Consider the following 14,847-nt stretch of genomic DNA (forward strand, 5'->3'; position numbering starts at 1 on the left):
TCGAGCTGGATGCGCAGGCCGGCGCCGACGTAGGCCCAGGAGGTCGTCGATTCGATGACCGCCGTCTCGCATGAAACCGGTTTCAAGGAGTTCGACTCAAGATCGCCGCACAGGCTGTCGCTTGCCGCCGATCTGCCGCGGCACCTGCGACCTCCTCGGGGCGCCCCGGAGCGAGAAAGGGCGCCCCGAGGGGCGCCCTTTGGAACCGAAAGCAGCGGGTGCGCCGCTACTTACGGACCAGCGTGTAGACGTAGCGGGTGCCGGCGCCGACCTCGATGGTGTGCTTGGTCAGCTTGCCGTTCTCGTTGGCGTGGACCAGGTACCAGCCGGCCGGCAGCACGACCTCGGTCTCGGCGGCGTTGGCGCTGAAGACGACGTCGCGCTCGCCCTTGCCGTTCTTGCGGTAGCTGAGGACCTTCCAGTCGATCGGGGTGGTGACCGCCTGCCCGCCGTTGCGCGGGATCATCCGGAGGCCGATCTCGCCGGCGTTGAGATTGACCTCATGCGGCAGGTCCTTGGCCGAGCGGATCTCAATGTCTTCCTCGATGACGGTCGCACCGTAGGCCGTGGTCAGCCGGTACTTGCCCGGCTGCAGCTTCACGTCGGCGACGCCGCCGGTGAGGTTGGCGACCATCTCGCGGCGGCCCTTGTCGAACCGCTCCAGCTGGAAGCTGACGTTGCGCTGGATCGGCTTAGCGCCGGACATGATCACCGCCTGCAGCTTGAGCGGCATGGTGGCAGCGCTCGCCGCCTTCTGCTCGGCCGCGGCGGCGGGATTGCCGGCCGCCGAAGCGGCCAAGGCACAGAACGCGGCGGCCGAAACGGCACGCCCAACCCAACGAATCATCTGATCCCCCTCAAGGCGGATGGTGGCTGTTGTCCTACACCTACCGGCCAGAGATTTACAAGGGATGAAAGGTGAATCCTGGCAGGTCAAACACTTGACGCGCGAGTTGCTCGCCGGCTCCGGCCAGCGCCGTGCGCGGCGCGGCGCGAGGCGACGTCGGCCGCTTGCCGCGCCGGGTCAGAAGAGACCCTCGATTTGGCCGCGGTCGTTCAGCCGGATGTTGTGGGCCGAGGGGACGCGCGGCAGGCCCGGCATGGTCATGATGTCGCCGCAGATCGCGACGACGAACTCGGCGCCGGCCGAAAGGCGCACCTCGCGCACGGTGACCGCGTGGCCGGTCGGCGCGCCGCGCAGGTTGGGGTCGCTCGAGAAGGAATACTGGGTTTTGGCCATGCAGATCGGCAGGTGGCCGTAGCCGGTGTCCTGCAGCTCCTTGATGCGCGCCCGGGTGACCTTGTCCGCCTGGATCTCGTCGGCGCCGTAGAGCGAGGTCGCGATCGTGCCGATCTTGTCCCACAGCGGCATCTCGTCGGGATAGAGCGGCGCGAACTGGGCGCCCCCACCCTCGACCAGCTCGACGACCTTGCGGGCGACCCCCTCGATGCCGGCCGAGCCTTCGGCCCAGTGGTTGGCCAGCACCGCCTCGACGCCCTGCGAGGCCGCGGCCTCGATGACGGCGGCGACCTCGGCGTCTGTGTCGGCCGTGAACTTGTTAATCGAGACGAGCACCGGCACGCCGAACTTCTTCACGTTGGCGATGTGGCGCTGCAGGTTCGCGGCGCCCTTGCGCACCGCATCGGGGTTGGGCTTGCCGAGATCCTCCTTGGCGACGCCGCCATGCATCTTCAGCGCCCGCACGGTGGCCACGATGACCGCCGCGCTCGGCTTGAGGCCGGCCTTGCGGCACTTGATGTCGAAGAATTTCTCGGCGCCCAGGTCGGCGCCGAAGCCGGCCTCGGTGACGACGTAGTCGGCCAGCTTCAGGGCGGCGCGGGTCGCGATCACCGAGTTGCAGCCGTGGGCGATGTTCGCGAAGGGACCGCCATGGATGAAGGCCGGGTTGTTTTCCAGTGTCTGGACGATGTTCGGCATGATCGCGTCCTTGAGCAGGACGGCCATCGCCCCGTGCGCCTTCAGGTCGGAGGCCAGCACCGGCTTGCGGTCGCGCGTGTAGCCGATAACGATCCGCCCGAGCCGCTCGGTCAGGTCCTCGAGGTCCGTGGCGAGGCAGAAGATCGCCATGACCTCCGAGGCGACGACGATGTCGAAGCCGTCCTCGCGCGGGAAGCCGTTGGCGGTGCCGCCCAGGGAGTTGACGATCGAGCGCAGCGCGCGGTCGTTCATGTCGAGGACCCGGCGCCAGGCGATGCGGCGCTGGTCGATGCCGAGCTCGTTGCCCCAGTAGACGTGATTGTCGATCAGCGCCGACAGCAGGTTGTGGGCGACGCCGATGGCGTGGAAGTCGCCGGTGAAGTGGAGGTTGATGTCCTCCATCGGCACGACCTGGGCATAGCCGCCGCCGGCCGCGCCGCCCTTGACCCCGAAGCAGGGCCCGAGCGAGGGCTCGCGCAGGCAGATCGCCGTCTTCTTGCCGATCCGGTTGAGCCCGTCGCCAAGGCCGACGGTGGTGGTGGTCTTGCCCTCGCCGGCCGGCGTCGGGCTGATCGCCGTGACCAGGACCAGCTTGCCGTCGGGGCGGTCCTTGAGGTTCCTGATGAACTCGAAGGACACCTTGCCCTTGTGATGGCCGTACTGCAGCACCGCCTCCGAGGGGATGCCGAGCTTCGCCGCGATCTCGCCGATCGGCTGCAGCGTCGCCTCGCGGGCGATCTCGATGTCGCTCTTGGCCATCTCTCGGTTCCTCTGCTGGACTGTCGTGGTGCCGCACTACCCCACCGGGGCGCGCGACGCTAGCCCGGCCGGCGGCGCGCGGACTGTCCTCAGATCGACCGGGGCCGCTTGGTTTGCGCCATGCCGGCTGGCGCGACGACCGCTGCGACCCGATCGCCCGCCGGGCGCGCGCCGGGCAGCAGCAGGAGCGCCGCCACGACGATGCCGCCGGCGGCCACCGCGAGCAGCGCGAAGAGCGCACGGAAGCCGACCTCGGGGCCGTGCAGCCAGGCGATGAGCGGCACGGCGGCGCTGCTGACGCCCAGCGACAGCATGTACTTGGCCGCGAAGAAGCGGGCGCGCCAGCGCGGATCGGCCGCGCGCACCGCCAGGCTGTCGTGCATCGGGATCTCGCCGAAGATCAGCGGCACGACCAGCGCCAGCAGCAGGATCGCGACCCAGCCCTGGAGCAACGCCAGCAGGGCGAAGAGCAGAATCTGCGGCACCGCGACCAGCAGGATCAGCCGCCGCGCCCCGAAGCGGTCGACGGCGCGCCCGCTCGGCAGCTGGGCGAAGGCGGCGAGCGCGAAGACCAGGCTGGCGAGGCCGGCGGCGCCCAGGGTCGCGCCGGTCGCGGCGTCGCCGATCCGCAGGCCGGCGGCCGGCGTCTCGGCCAGCATCTTCGGCAGGGCCACCGTCATGGCCGCGAAGATCAGGCCGCCGAACAGGGCCGCGACCAGCAAGAAGGCCATGATGCGCCAGCGCTCGGCGGTGGCGGCGGCGCTCGCGGCGGTGCTGGCCGCGGGCTTGCCGGCAGCCGGCGCGTCCTGCACCGGGCGCGGCCAGTTGCGGCACAGCGGCAGGAAGGCGAGGCCCGTCGCCAGCGACAGCGCGCCAGGTACCAGGAAGGCGCCCTGCCAGCCGAGCCGCACGGCGAGCCAGCCGCTCAGCAGTGGCGCCGCGGCGACGCCCATGTTGCCCCAGACGCCATTTACGCCGAGCGCGCGCCCGACGCCGATGCCGACCCGTGGGCCCGTCTCGGCGGCCAGGGGCAAGCCGACCGGGTGATAGATCGAGGCGCCGAGGCCGATCAGGGCGAGGCCGGGCAGCAGCAGCGAAGCGTCCTCGCGGGCGGCGGCGAGCAGCGCGCCGAGGCCGAGCAGCAGGAATTGCAACGCCAGCATCGCCGGCCGGCTCCAGCGGTCGCCGAGCCAGCCGGCCGGCAGTGTGCCGGCGGCGAAGCAGACGAAGCCGACCGTCGAGGGCAGCAGCAGGTCGCCGTAGTCGCCGCCGCTCTCGACCTGCATGACCACCACGACGGTGGGATAGATCAGCAGGAAGAAGTGCGCGTAGGCGTGGCCGATGTTGACAAAGAGGAAGCGCATGGCCGCAAGGATAAGGGCTGGCGTAGCGGCGCGCGCGCGCTATCGTGGCAAGCGATGTCGAGAATCGGACATATCGTGGAAGCGGGCGAGCTCTCCGCCGCGCCGGTGCGGCCCTTCGCGGCCGGCTATCGCGCGGGCACGCGCACCGGCCGGCACAGCCACGGCCGCAGCCAGCTGGTCTACGCCGCCCAGGGCGTCGTCACGGTCGAGACGACCCAGGGCAGCTGGACGGTGCCGCCGCAGCGCGCGGTCTGGGTGCCGGCGGGCCTGGTCCACGAGGTCGTCATGCACGGCCGCGTCGAGCTGCGCAGCCTCTATTTCCTGCCGAGGCTGCCCGGGGTGCCGGCGGAGCCGGCGGTGCTCTCGGTGACGCCGCTGGCCCGCGAGTTGATCCTGCGGCTGATGGACCTGCCCGAAACCGTGGCGCCGGCGCGCGCCTGGACCCGGCTGATCGCCGCGCTGCTCGAGGAGCTCGAGGGTCTCGACGCGGCGGTCCTGCACCTGCCGCTGCCGCTCGACCGGCGCGCGCGCCGGGTCGCCGAGGCGCTGCTCGCCGACCCCGGCGACGGCCGCCGCCTCGAGGACTGGGCGGCGCGGGTCGGCGCCGCGCCCCGGACCCTGCTGCGCCACTTCAAGCGCGACACCGGGCTCGGCTTCGCCGCCTGGCGCCAGCAGGCGCGCTTTCTGGCGGCGCTGCCCCGCCTGGCCGCCGGCGAGCCGGTCACGGCCGTCGCCCTCGACCTCGGCTACGACAGCCCGAGCGCCTTCGTCGCTGCCTTCCGCAAGGCCTTCGGCACCAGCCCCGGACGCTACTTCGCCGGCTGAGGCGACGGGCCGTCTTCGCCGGCGGACAGCGCGGCCTCCTCCAGCAGCCAGTCGCGGAAGGCGCGCACCCTGGGGTCGCCGAGCGCCCCCTGGGGATAGACGATGTGGTAGGCGGCGCCAGTCGAGAGCCGGAGGTCGAAGGGGCTGACCAGGCGCCCCGCCGCCAGGTCGTCGGCGACCAGCCCGAAGCTGCCGAGCGCTACACCGGCGCCCTCGGCCGCGAGCTGCAGCATGACCCAGCCGTCGTCCAGCACCGGGCCGCGGCGGGCATCGACCTCGCCGGCGCCGGCGATGGTCAGCCACTGCGACCACTCCTCGTAGTCGTCTTCGTGCAGCAGGACGTGGCCGGCCAGGTCGGCCGGCGTCTCGAGCCGGGGACCGCGCTCCAGCAGGAGCGGGCTGCAGACCGGCACCAGGTCGACCGACAGCAGGCACTCAGCGGTCAGGCCGGGCCAGTTGCCGTTGCCGTAGCGCACCGCCATGTCGACCTCGTCGCGGCCGAACTGCACGAGGTCCATGGTGTGGTGCAGCCGCAGGTCGATGTCGGCATGGCTGCGCCAGAAGCGCGGCAGCCGCCCGACCAGCCACTTGGATCCGAAGGAGGGCGTGACGCTGACCGTCAGGCAGCGCTCCTCGCCGCGCTGCTCGACGGCGGCAACGGCCTCGGCCAGCCGGTCGAAGCCCTCGCTCAGGCCGGGCAGCAGCCGGCGACCCTCGGCCGTCAGCTCGATCTTGCGGGTCAGGCGCCGGAACAGGCGCGCCTGAAGATGCTCCTCGAGCAGGCGGACCTGATGGCTGACCGCCGTCTGAGTCACGCTGAGTTCCTCCGCCGCCTTGGTGAAGGACAGGTGGCGCGCCCCGGCCTCGAAGGCGCGCAGGGCGTTTAGTGGGGGCAGACGGCGCATGGATAGTCCCGTCATGACCAAGTTCTATTCATCCATATGATGAGAGATCGGCGTTTGTGGCGCAACCCTTCAGCGCGCATTTTCGTGGGCAGAGAGGGCCTGCGGGAGGCCCCGCCTAGACGATGAGGTGTTCTCATGTATCTCGATCGCTCGGACCTGCTCTACCTGACCCTGGCGCGCGCCGGAGGACTGCCGACCCACTTCCGCAACGCCGCGGAGGACTTCAACGACGACCTGCGTCACAGCCGGCTGCGGCAGGCGCAGCTGCGAGCGGAGGCGCTGGAACGCCGTCTGCACGCGCGTGCCGAACGGCGGGAGCGCCGCCTGCGCGTGCTGAGGCAGGCTGTCGGCCGGCTACTGGCCCGCAGCGGCCAGCGCCTGGCGAGCGCCGGTCTCCGCCTCGCGGGACCTCAGGAGCCCCAGGTCCGCGGTTGCGGCTGACTTGCGCGGGTTCAGGCGGGCTCCGGCTGCCGGTGGCCGATCCAGCCCTCCAGGAAGCCTTCCAGCCAGGCGCCGAGCGGCCCGTGATGCCGCTCGGCGTCGGCGCGCTGGACCTCGGCCGGATGCGCCCCCGGCAAGCTCAACATGTGCGCCGCCTCGGCCATCCAGCTTTCCATCATCTCCAGGGTGACCTCGGGGTGGTACTGCAGCCCGTAGCTTCCCGCCCCGAGGTGGAATGCCTGGTTCTCGAAGACCGGCCCGCGGGCCAGCAGCTCGGCGCCGGCCGGCAGCTCGAAGCCCTCGCTGTGCCAGTGGTAGACGCTGAGGCCCGGCGGCACGAAGTCGGGCCTGCCGGCGGTCGGCGCGATCGGCACGTAGCCGATCTCGCTCAGGCCCCCCGGGTGAGGCGCGACCCGGGCGCCGGCGGCGCGCGCCAGCATCTGCGCGCCCAGGCAGATGCCGAGGTAGGACTTGTCGGCGGCCAGCCAGCGCTCGATCCAGCGCAGCTCCGCCGTCAGGTAGTCGTAGCGGTCGCTCTGGCTGGCCATCTGGGCGCCGCCGTAGACGACCGCCCCGGCATGGCGGGCCTCGGGCTCCGGCAGCGGCTGGCCGTCGGCGACCCAGACCGTCTCGAGCCGGTAGCCGCGCCGGGCCAGCGACTCGGCGACGCGGTCCTGTCGCTCGCCGGGCATGTGTCGCACCAGGACCACCGTATCGCTCATCGTTCCACTGTCCGCTCCGCTGTCACGCGCGCCTGCTCCCGTCCAGCGACGCCTTGAAGGCGCCCAGGTGAAAGCGCGCCGCCGCCGGACCATATCGGTGCGCCGCGCCAACCGGACAAGCGGCCCGCGCCAGGCAGGCCGCGGCCAGGCAGGCCCGCGCGCCCGGACCGTCCAGGTGCGCCGCGCACCGCCCGGTATCGTATCCGACCGGCGCGCCGGCGTCGAAGCGCGCCGTGCGGACCGGGGGCTGGTTCGCGGCGAAGGCGCCCGCCGGGCAGGCAGACAGGCAGGGCCGCTCCTCGCAGGCGGCGCAGGGACTCGGCAGCGCCTCGCGTACCGGCAGCCCCTGCAGGGACCGTCCGAAGGCCAGCGCGCCGCGATAGCTGTGCCACAGGCCGTAGTGGGGGTGGATCAGCAGGCCGAGCGGCGAGGCGTGGAGCGGCTCGGCACGGGCCGCCCAGCGCTGAAACGGCCAGGGCGGCGGGCCGTCGAAGGGAAAGAGCGCGCGTGCCCGCCACTCGCTCGCGAGCCCCTCGATCAGACGTCGGCTCCAGCGGTCGAGCGGGTCGGGGCGCCCGTCACGCCGTTCCGGCGAGCGCGAGAAGGCCGGCCAGTGGCTCTCGCCCAGGGCGCCGATCAGGACCAGCGTCGCCGCGGGCGCGCCGGCCTCGTCCGGCACTCCCTCCCCGGGCGCCGGGCGGAAGCCGCCGCGCGGCCTCAGGCCGAGCGCGGCCACCGCCGCGGCAAGGCCGGCGTAGTCGTCGGGATGCTTGCCAGCGAACAGGCGCCGCCTCCTTCGCTCCTGTCGAGCCGAACCGCCGAAGCCGAGCAGCTCGGCCGATTGGCGAGACCCAGCCATGATGAAAAGTACACTTTCTCTTTGCCTGCGGCTGGATATTGAATGAGAACGGTTTGCAGAATCAGGAGACGAGCGGCGAGTCGCAACGCCGCCGGTCCAGGCGGACGGTCCAGAACGAAGCGAGGTTGAGATCGAAAGCATGGACACTTGCATCACCGACGTCCTGCCGGGCGCGCGGGACGAGGGAGGGCCGGTGGGCCTCGACGACCAGGCCGCCCACCTGCTCCGACGGGCGCACCAGCGGGCCTCCGCGATCTACCTCGGCCTGCTGTCCGAGCATCAGCTGACTCCGGCCCAGTACTTCGCCATGGCGCGACTCCACGAGCGGGGCGAGCTGTCGCAGAACCGGCTCGGCCGGCTCGCGGCGATGGACCCGGCGACGATCCAGGGCGTCATGCGGCGGCTCGGCGAGCGCGGCTACATCGAGCGGACGCCGGACGCCTCCGACCGCCGCCGCATGGTACTGCGGCTGACCCGGGACGGCCGCAGCCTGATCGGACGGCTGCTCGCCGAGAGCGAGCGGGTCAACGAGGCCGTGCTCGAGCCTCTCGACGAAGCGCAGCGGGCGGTCTTCCTCTCGCTGCTCCGCCGGCTGGTCTGACAGGCGTCGCGCCAGGGCGTCAGGACGGGGCGGTCACGCCAAGGCGTCGCGCACCCGACGGCCGATGCCGGCGAGCCGCGTGACCGGTTCGTTGGCGAAGACGAAGCGCAGATAGCGCTCGCTGCCGGGGCCCCAGCCGGCCATCGGGGTCGCCGCGACCTTGGCCGTCTCGAACAGCCGCCGCGAGGCCTCGGCGCCCGACAGTCCGAGCGGCGCGCAGTCGAGCAGCAGCGACCAGCCGCCGGCGGGAGGAATCGCCGGCAGCTCCGAGAACTCCTCGAGGAGGCAGTCGCGGCGCGCCTGCCACTCGGCCACCGCCGCCGCGACGCCGTCGTCGGCACAGGTCAGCGCCGCCGCGGCCGCGGCCATGGCGATGCCGACCTGGCAGACGACGTTGTGGATGCCGACCAGCCCGATATCCGGCAAGATCCGCCCGGGGCCGACCACCCAGCCGACGCGCCAGCCGATCATGCGGAACTCCTTCGAGACCGAGCCGACGGTGACGGTGCGCTCGGCCATGCCGGGCAGCGAGGCCGGATGCAGGTAGGCGCGGCCGTCGAACAGCAGCCGCTCCATGGCGGCGTCGTAGAGCAGCCAGGCGTCCTCGCTGCGGCACAGCTCGGCCAGCGCCGCCCAGTCCTCGGCGTCGAGCCAGCAGCCGCTCGGCATGGCCGGGCTCATCGCCAGCACGACCCGGATGCCCTGGCCGCGCAGCCCGCGCAGCGCGTCCCGGTCGAGCCGCCAGCCCTGCGGCGTCGGATGGGTCGGCACGAAGACCGGCTCGCCGCCGGCCAGGCGGACGCGGTTGATGAGGCCGGCGTAGATCGGTGCCGGCAGCAGCACCCGGTCGCCCGGCTCGAGCAGCGCCAGCAGGCTGTTGAGGATGCCGCTGAGGCCGCCGGCCGTGATCACGCAGCCCTCGGGCCCGCCGTAGTCGACGCCGCTCAGCCGGGCGACGCGGGCGACCGCCGCCTTGCGCAGCGGCCATTGGCCGAGGAACGGCAGGTAGCTGTTCGCCGCGTCGTCCTCGAGAGCACGGCGGCTCGCCGCCAGGGCGGCCTCCGGCGGCCTGAGGTCGGTGTCGAGGTTCTCGAGGCGGAGCAGCTCCGGGTCGGCGGCGGCGTCGGCGAGATCGCCCATGCGATCGACGCCGATGCCCGGGATGTCTTTCAAGCGCGAGACCGGCATGGCATTGATTCCTGCTGCAGCGGTGGAGCGGTGTCTCCATTTAATATATTATATATTAAACAGGCGGAAAAGACCTTGGCCAAGAGCGCCGGACCCTCCCTGCCGGAGACCATCGCCAGCCGGCTGCGCGCCGAGATCATCGCCGGCAACCTGGCCGCCGGCACGGCGCTGCGTCAGGACAAGATCGCCATCGAGCATGGCGTCAGCCACATCCCGGTGCGCGAGGCCCTGCGCAAGCTGGAGGTCGAGGGCTTCGTCACCGCCGAGCGCAACCGCGGCTCCTTCGTCGCCCGCCTCGACGCCGAGGACGCCATCGACCTCGGCGACCTGCGCCGGACCCTGGAATGCCTGGCGACGACCCTGGCGGTGCCCAAGGCGGGCGAGGCCGACTGGGCGGCGGCCGCCGCCGCCATCGCCGCCGCCGAGGGCAAGAGCGACATCGACGTCTGGGCGGTGGCGAACTGGGACTTCCACAGGGCGCTCTACGCGCCGGCCGGTCGGCCGCGGCTGATGGGCACGATCGAGCAGCTCTGGCGCAACGCCGACCGCTACCTGCGCGCGGTCTGGCAGATGCAGGACTACCAGGACCACTCCCAGGACCAGCACCGGGCGATCCTGGAGGCCTTCCGGGCGCGCGACGCCGTGCGGGCGGTGGCGGAGATGGACAGCCACATCGACGCCGCGACCCAGAACATGGTCGGCCTGCTGCGCCGCGCGGCGAAGAAGGCCGGCTGAGTTCGCCGGCCGGACCTTTCGGGCGCGGCCACCTGCTGGGCGAGGAGGACGACGCCTTCCTGATCACGGTGCCGGCGCTGGGCGAGGTGCGCTTCGCCCGGGACGGCCGGGAGGTGGTCAGCCGGCCCGGCTCCTTCGTCGTCGTGCGCGACGACCTGCTCTATCGCTTCGACCCCGCCGAGCCGCCGGAAGGCCGCGACCTCAGGGTGAGAGGCGAACGAGATAGGGCAACTCGTCGGGCTCGAACTCCCGGACGATGACCTCGACCCGGGCGATGGCGCGCTCGCGCGAGACCTGGAGGTGGCGCTTCAGCGCTTCGGCCGCCGCCTCGACCCGTCCGGCCTCGAGGCGCTCGACGACCTCCAGATGCTCGGGCAGGAAGGGCTCCGTCTCGAAAAGGCTGGAGCCGGTCCAGCGATAGAGGAAGCGGTGGGCGATCAGCAGCGACTGGTGCAGCGAGATCGCCTGCACCAGGGTGCGATTGCCGCAGTGGCCGAGCAGCGCGACGTGCATCTCCTCCTCCAGCGCGTCGAGCGTCGGCCCGCCGATCTCCCGCGCGTTGGCGATCGCCACCTCCAGGTGCCTGCGCATCCCGGCCAGGAAGGGGCGCGGCACCTTGGGTGCGGCCTCGGCGAGCGCCGCGGGCTCCAGGATCCAGCGCAGCTCGTAGAGCTCGCCGATATGATCGGGGCTGAGCGCCGGGGCAAACCAGCGCGAGCGTTCGTCCTTGCGCAGCAGGCCGCACTGCTGCAGGCGGCCGGCGACGTCGCGCGCGACGGTGCGGCTGACCCCGTAGTGGCGGGCGAGCTCGGCCTCGTTCAGCCGCCAGTCGGCGAAGGCGATGCGGGCGACGATCTGTTCCTCGACCTGGCCGTAGATCCGCTCCCAACTCGGCAGCGAGGCGAGCCGCAGCACGTCGGCCGGGGCGCCGCCGCCCGCGACTTCGGGGCCGACCGCCACGCTCTCGCGATTGGGAACGCCGGGCGAGACGCGGTAGCCGCGGCCCGGCGCCTTGACCAGAAGTCCGCTGCGCGCCAGCTCGAGAAGCGCCCGGCGCGCCGGCGCCCGGCTGATGCCGAACTGGGCGGCGACGGCCGATTCCGTGAGCCGCGCGCCGGCGGCGAGAACGCCCTCGCCGATCTGCTCCGCCAGGATGCCGTAGGCGCGCTGGTAGAGACGCGGCGCCGCGCCGAGGGCGACCCCGCCCCGAGCCTCCGAGAATGCGCTCCGCTCCCGCGGCATCGGCCCTTCCCCCTTCTCGCAGGCGCCGCGGCCCGCGAACCGCGCGCGGCGCAACCGCAGCCGAAAAATAGGCGGGCCGCCCGCCGCAGGCAATTCGACCGGCGGCACAAGCCCGTTGCGTCTCCCGATCACGAACGGCTAGTGTATACAGAAGACAATAATGGCGGCGAGGACGAACCGCCGCACCTGTGGCCGCATCTGTGGCCGCAACTGTGGCCGCAACTGTGGGAGGACGGCGAGGCATGACGGGTCGACTGGCCGGCAAGCGGGCCTTCGTCACGGGCGCGGGCCAGGGCATCGGCCGCGCGGTCGCCCTCGCCTTCGCGCGCGAGGGCGCCGAGGTCGTGGCGGCGAGCCGCACGCTCGCGAAGCTGCAGGACCTCCCGGAGCTCGATCCGGCGATCGCGCCGCTGGCGCTCGACGTCACCGACGGCGAGGCCGTGCGCCGGTCGATCGCCGCGGCCGGTCCTCTCGACGTGCTCTTCAATTGCGCCGGCTGGGTCCACAACGGCTCGCTGCTCGACTGCAGCGAGGAGGACTGGGCGCGCAGCCTGGATCAGAATGTCACCTCCTGCTTCCACACGATCCGCGCCGCGCTGCCCTCCATGATCGAGCGCGGCGCCGGCTCGATCGTCAACGTCGCCTCGGTCGCCTCCAGCCTGACCGGCGTGCCCGGCCGGGCCGCCTACGGCGCCAGCAAGGCCGCGGTGATCGGTCTCACCAAGGCGGTGGCGCGCGACGTCATCCGCAGCGGCGTGCGGGTCAACGCGCTCTGTCCCGGCACCACCGCCTCGCCCTCGCTGGAAGCGCGCATGCAGGCCACGGACGACCCCGAGGCGACGCGCAAGGCCTTCGTCGCGCGCCAGCCGATGGGCCGGCTCGGCACGACGGAGGAGATGGCGGCGGCCGCCCTCTACCTGGCGAGCGACGAGAGCGCCTTCATGACCGGCCAGCTGCTGGTCGTCGACGGCGGGCAGACGCTGTGACGAGAGCTTCCGGGAAGCCCGGGCGAGTCGGGCTCGCCGAGCTCGAAGCCTTCTGCCGCGCGGTGCTCTCGGCGGCCGGCGCGGACGCGGCGACCGCCGAGGCCGCGACGCGCGCGATGCTGCACGGCTCGCGCCTGGGCGTGGACAGCCACGGCGTTCGCCTGCTCGACCACTACGTCACCGTGCTGACCGGCGGCCGGGTCAATCCCCGGCCCGAGCTGCGGCTGGCCGGTGGCTTCGGCGCGGTCGCCACGCTCGACGCCGACGACGGCCACGGTGCCCTGGCCGGCTACACCGCCATGGCGGAGGCCGTGCGCCTCGCCGGCGAGCTCGGCATCGGCGCGGTCTCGATCCGCAATTCCTCGCACTTCGGCGCCGCCGGCGCCTACGCCCTCGCCGCGGCCGAGTCCGGCTGCATCGGCCTCGCGGTCTGCAACGCCGACAGCTTCGTGCGCCTGCACGAGGGCGCCGGGCGCTTCCACGGCACCAATCCCATCGCCTGCGCGGTGCCGGTCGCGGACGAGCGGCCCTGGCTGCTCGACATGGCTACCAGTGCGATCCCCTACAATCGCGTCCAGCTCTACAGGAGCCTCGGGCGCGCCCTGCCCCCCGGCGTCGCATCGGACACCGAGGGAAAGGACACCGAGAACCCCGACCTCGCCGAGATGCTCGCGCCGCTGGGCGGCGCCTTCGGCTACAAGGGCGCCGGCTTGGCCGGCCTCGCCGAGATCCTCAGCGCCGTGCTCAGTGGCATGAAGCTGAGCACCGAGGTCGCGCCGATGATGGGCCCGGACTTCGCCACGCCACGCGGCCTGGGCGCCTTCGTGCTGGCGATCCGGCCGCAGGCCTTCATCAACACCGAGGCCTTTGAAGAAGCCATGCGGCGCTACCTGGCGACGCTGCGCGGCTCGCCGGCGCACGCCGGCGGCGCCGTGCTGGCGCCGGGCGACCGCGAATGGGCCGAGGCCGGGCGCCGCGAGACCGAGGGGGTGCCCCTCGACCCGGCGACGGCGCTGGCCTTCGAGCGCCTGGCCGAGCGCTTCGGCCTCGCCGCTCCGGCCGGGAGCGCGGGCCATGGCTAGCCGCCCCGCCGAGATCCCTCGTTCAAGGGCGCCCTCGAGAAGCGCCCGCCACCGCACGGCGACGTGCGACGGGAGGAGCGAGAGCATCTCCTCCCCTGCTACCGACCGTTCTGGAACCAGCAGCGGACACCGCAGAAGGAGAAGGTACATGTCGATTTCCACGAGGCAGGCGACGTCGCGGACCGGCAACCCGAGGACGGCGGCGCTCAAGACCAGACTCACCTCATTGGGCCTGTCGCTGGCCGTGGCCGCCCTGGCCGTCGGCGCGACCCAGGGCAGCGCCCGGGCGCAGGAGCACACGCTGCGCTTCAACCACGTGCTCGCACCGAGCGAGCCCTACCACAAGGGCTTCGAGGCCTGGGCCGAGGGGGTCGCCGAGCGCACCGACGGCGGCCTCAAGATCGAAGTCTTCCCGAGCTCCCAGCTCGGCGTCGAGGAGGACATCATCGAGCAGATCCGCCAGGGCGCGAACATCGGGCAGAACACCGACGCGGCGCGGCTGGGCAACTACGTGCCTGGCATCGCCGTCGTCAACGGCCCCTACTTCGTCGGCTCGATCGAGGAGGCCTTCGCGCTCGCCGATTCGCCGACCATGCAGGCCTGGCAGGAGGAGCTCGCGGAGTCCCACGGACTCAAGGTCGTCTGCTTCGACTGGGTCCAGGGCTTCCGCCACTTCTACACCAACAGGGAGGTGCGCACGCCGGCCGACCTGGACGGCCTGCGCATCCGCACGCCACCGGCGCCGATCTGGCAGGAGTCTATCCGCGCCCTCGGCGCCGAGCCTGTCGCCATGAACTTCGGCGACGTCTATCCCGGCCTGCAGCAGCGGGCGATCGACGGCGCCGAGCTGGTCTATCCCAACATCACCGCGGCCAACCTGAACGAGGTCCTGGAGTTCGCCAACGAGACCGCGCACATCCTGCTGGTCAACTTCCAGGTCGTCAGCTCCGAATGGTTCGACGGCCTGCCCGACGACTACCAGACCGCGCTGGTCGAGGAATGCCGGAAGGCCGGCCAGGAGACCTCGGCGGTGATGCAGGAGGCGGCGGACAAGTCCAAGGAGACCTTGCGCGAGCGCGGCATGACGATCGTCGAGGGCATCGACCTCGAGCCGTTCCGCGAGGCGGGCGAGAAGGCCTACGAGGTCCTCGGCCTCGTCGACGCCAAGAACAAGGTCCAGGCAGAGATGAAGAAGTAGC

15 protein-coding genes are annotated in these 14,847 nt (G+C 72.2%); 7 read left to right on the forward strand and 8 right to left on the reverse strand.

All coding sequences use genetic code 11. The annotated features are described in order from the left end of the window. Window positions 1-226 precede the first annotated feature (226 nt). The 3 genes from WD341_RS11530 to WD341_RS11540 form a co-directional block, all read right to left on the reverse strand. Window positions 227-799 (reverse strand): hypothetical protein, encoded by a 573-nt coding sequence (locus tag WD341_RS11530; RefSeq protein ID WP_368425603.1) that lies wholly within the window; start codon window positions 797-799, stop codon window positions 227-229. A gap of 225 nt (window positions 800-1,024) precedes the next feature. Next, the gene (locus tag WD341_RS11535; RefSeq protein ID WP_368425604.1) at window positions 1,025-2,698 is read right to left on the reverse strand and encodes a formate--tetrahydrofolate ligase; all 1,674 of its coding nucleotides are present in this window, start codon (window positions 2,696-2,698) and stop codon (window positions 1,025-1,027) included. Between the two features lie 89 nt (window positions 2,699-2,787). Continuing rightward, the gene (locus tag WD341_RS11540) at window positions 2,788-4,062 is read right to left on the reverse strand and encodes an MFS transporter (protein WP_368425605.1); all 1,275 of its coding nucleotides are present in this window, start codon (window positions 4,060-4,062) and stop codon (window positions 2,788-2,790) included. 75 nt (window positions 4,063-4,137) lie between these two features. Here WD341_RS11540 and WD341_RS11545 point away from each other — a divergent pair, with 75 nt between their 5' ends. Further along, on the forward strand, window positions 4,138-4,887 hold the full coding sequence (locus tag WD341_RS11545) for a helix-turn-helix domain-containing protein (protein ID WP_368425606.1): 750 nt from the start codon (window positions 4,138-4,140) through the stop codon (window positions 4,885-4,887). On the opposite strand, the gene WD341_RS11550 is transcribed toward WD341_RS11545, so the two are convergent. Next, complete coding sequence (locus WD341_RS11550) at window positions 4,872-5,792, reverse strand: transcriptional regulator GcvA (protein ID WP_368425607.1); 921 nt, start codon at window positions 5,790-5,792, stop codon at window positions 4,872-4,874. The genes WD341_RS11545 and WD341_RS11550 overlap by 16 nt on opposite strands. A gap of 135 nt (window positions 5,793-5,927) precedes the next feature. Between WD341_RS11550 and WD341_RS11555 the strand changes: the two genes are divergently transcribed. Then, window positions 5,928-6,233, forward strand: coding sequence for a hypothetical protein (locus WD341_RS11555; RefSeq protein ID WP_368425608.1), 306 nt, complete (start codon window positions 5,928-5,930; stop codon window positions 6,231-6,233). 11 nt (window positions 6,234-6,244) lie between these two features. Here the strand turns inward: WD341_RS11555 and WD341_RS11560 are convergent, their stop codons facing one another. After that, complete coding sequence (locus WD341_RS11560; RefSeq protein WP_368425609.1) at window positions 6,245-6,955, reverse strand: glutamine amidotransferase; 711 nt, start codon at window positions 6,953-6,955, stop codon at window positions 6,245-6,247. 22 nt (window positions 6,956-6,977) lie between these two features. Then, window positions 6,978-7,814 carry a ferredoxin gene (locus WD341_RS11565; protein WP_368425610.1) on the reverse strand — a complete coding sequence of 279 codons (837 nt, stop codon included), beginning with the start codon at window positions 7,812-7,814 and terminating at the stop codon, window positions 6,978-6,980. A 139-nt stretch (window positions 7,815-7,953) separates the two neighbouring features. Here WD341_RS11565 and WD341_RS11570 point away from each other — a divergent pair, with 139 nt between their 5' ends. Next, window positions 7,954-8,415, forward strand: coding sequence for a MarR family winged helix-turn-helix transcriptional regulator (locus WD341_RS11570; RefSeq protein WP_368425611.1), 462 nt, complete (start codon window positions 7,954-7,956; stop codon window positions 8,413-8,415). A 33-nt stretch (window positions 8,416-8,448) separates the two neighbouring features. On the opposite strand, the gene WD341_RS11575 is transcribed toward WD341_RS11570, so the two are convergent. After that, the gene (locus WD341_RS11575; RefSeq protein WP_368425612.1) at window positions 8,449-9,603 is read right to left on the reverse strand and encodes a pyridoxal phosphate-dependent aminotransferase; all 1,155 of its coding nucleotides are present in this window, start codon (window positions 9,601-9,603) and stop codon (window positions 8,449-8,451) included. Between the two features lie 75 nt (window positions 9,604-9,678). Here WD341_RS11575 and WD341_RS11580 point away from each other — a divergent pair, with 75 nt between their 5' ends. Further along, window positions 9,679-10,338, forward strand: a complete 660-nt coding sequence (locus WD341_RS11580) for a GntR family transcriptional regulator (RefSeq protein ID WP_368425613.1) — start codon at window positions 9,679-9,681, stop codon at window positions 10,336-10,338. Between the two features lie 201 nt (window positions 10,339-10,539). Here WD341_RS11580 and WD341_RS11585 read toward each other — a convergent pair whose 3' ends face one another. Beyond that, a complete protein-coding gene (locus WD341_RS11585) occupies window positions 10,540-11,580 on the reverse strand; it encodes a GntR family transcriptional regulator (RefSeq protein WP_368425614.1) in 1,041 nt (346 codons plus the stop codon). A 242-nt stretch (window positions 11,581-11,822) separates the two neighbouring features. Between WD341_RS11585 and WD341_RS11590 the strand changes: the two genes are divergently transcribed. From WD341_RS11590 to WD341_RS11600, 3 genes are all read left to right on the forward strand, one after another. Next, window positions 11,823-12,566 carry an SDR family oxidoreductase gene (locus WD341_RS11590; RefSeq protein ID WP_368425615.1) on the forward strand — a complete coding sequence of 248 codons (744 nt, stop codon included), beginning with the start codon at window positions 11,823-11,825 and terminating at the stop codon, window positions 12,564-12,566. Next, window positions 12,563-13,648, forward strand: a complete 1,086-nt coding sequence (locus tag WD341_RS11595) for an Ldh family oxidoreductase (protein ID WP_368425616.1) — start codon at window positions 12,563-12,565, stop codon at window positions 13,646-13,648. The genes WD341_RS11590 and WD341_RS11595 overlap by 4 nt, the downstream gene beginning before the upstream one ends. A 148-nt stretch (window positions 13,649-13,796) precedes the next feature. Next, window positions 13,797-14,846: a C4-dicarboxylate TRAP transporter substrate-binding protein gene (locus tag WD341_RS11600; RefSeq protein WP_368425617.1), complete on the forward strand. Its 1,050-nt coding sequence runs from the start codon at window positions 13,797-13,799 to the stop codon at window positions 14,844-14,846. Window position 14,847 lies beyond the last annotated feature (1 nt).

The organism is Tistlia sp., assembly GCF_040905785.1.
Taxonomy (GTDB): Bacteria; Pseudomonadota; Alphaproteobacteria; order Kiloniellales; family DSM-21159; genus Tistlia.

Excerpts from the sequence above, each read along its gene's own strand:
- WD341_RS11535 (WP_368425604.1), bottom strand. The coding sequence starts at position 2,698 with ATGGCCAAGAGCGACATCGAGATCGCCCGCGAGGCGACGCTGCAGCCG.
- WD341_RS11540 (WP_368425605.1), bottom strand. The coding sequence starts at position 4,062 with ATGCGCTTCCTCTTTGTCAACATCGGCCACGCCTACGCGCACTTCTTC.
- WD341_RS11550 (WP_368425607.1), bottom strand. The coding sequence starts at position 5,792 with ATGCGCCGTCTGCCCCCACTAAACGCCCTGCGCGCCTTCGAGGCCGGG.
- WD341_RS11555 (WP_368425608.1), top strand. The coding sequence starts at position 5,928 with ATGTATCTCGATCGCTCGGACCTGCTCTACCTGACCCTGGCGCGCGCC.
- WD341_RS11560 (WP_368425609.1), bottom strand. The coding sequence starts at position 6,955 with ATGAGCGATACGGTGGTCCTGGTGCGACACATGCCCGGCGAGCGACAG.
- WD341_RS11565 (WP_368425610.1), bottom strand. The coding sequence starts at position 7,814 with ATGGCTGGGTCTCGCCAATCGGCCGAGCTGCTCGGCTTCGGCGGTTCG.
- WD341_RS11570 (WP_368425611.1), top strand. The coding sequence starts at position 7,954 with ATGGACACTTGCATCACCGACGTCCTGCCGGGCGCGCGGGACGAGGGA.
- WD341_RS11575 (WP_368425612.1), bottom strand. The coding sequence starts at position 9,603 with ATGCCGGTCTCGCGCTTGAAAGACATCCCGGGCATCGGCGTCGATCGC.
- WD341_RS11585 (WP_368425614.1), bottom strand. The coding sequence starts at position 11,580 with ATGCCGCGGGAGCGGAGCGCATTCTCGGAGGCTCGGGGCGGGGTCGCC.
- WD341_RS11590 (WP_368425615.1), top strand. The coding sequence starts at position 11,823 with ATGACGGGTCGACTGGCCGGCAAGCGGGCCTTCGTCACGGGCGCGGGC.
- WD341_RS11600 (WP_368425617.1), top strand. The coding sequence starts at position 13,797 with ATGTCGATTTCCACGAGGCAGGCGACGTCGCGGACCGGCAACCCGAGG.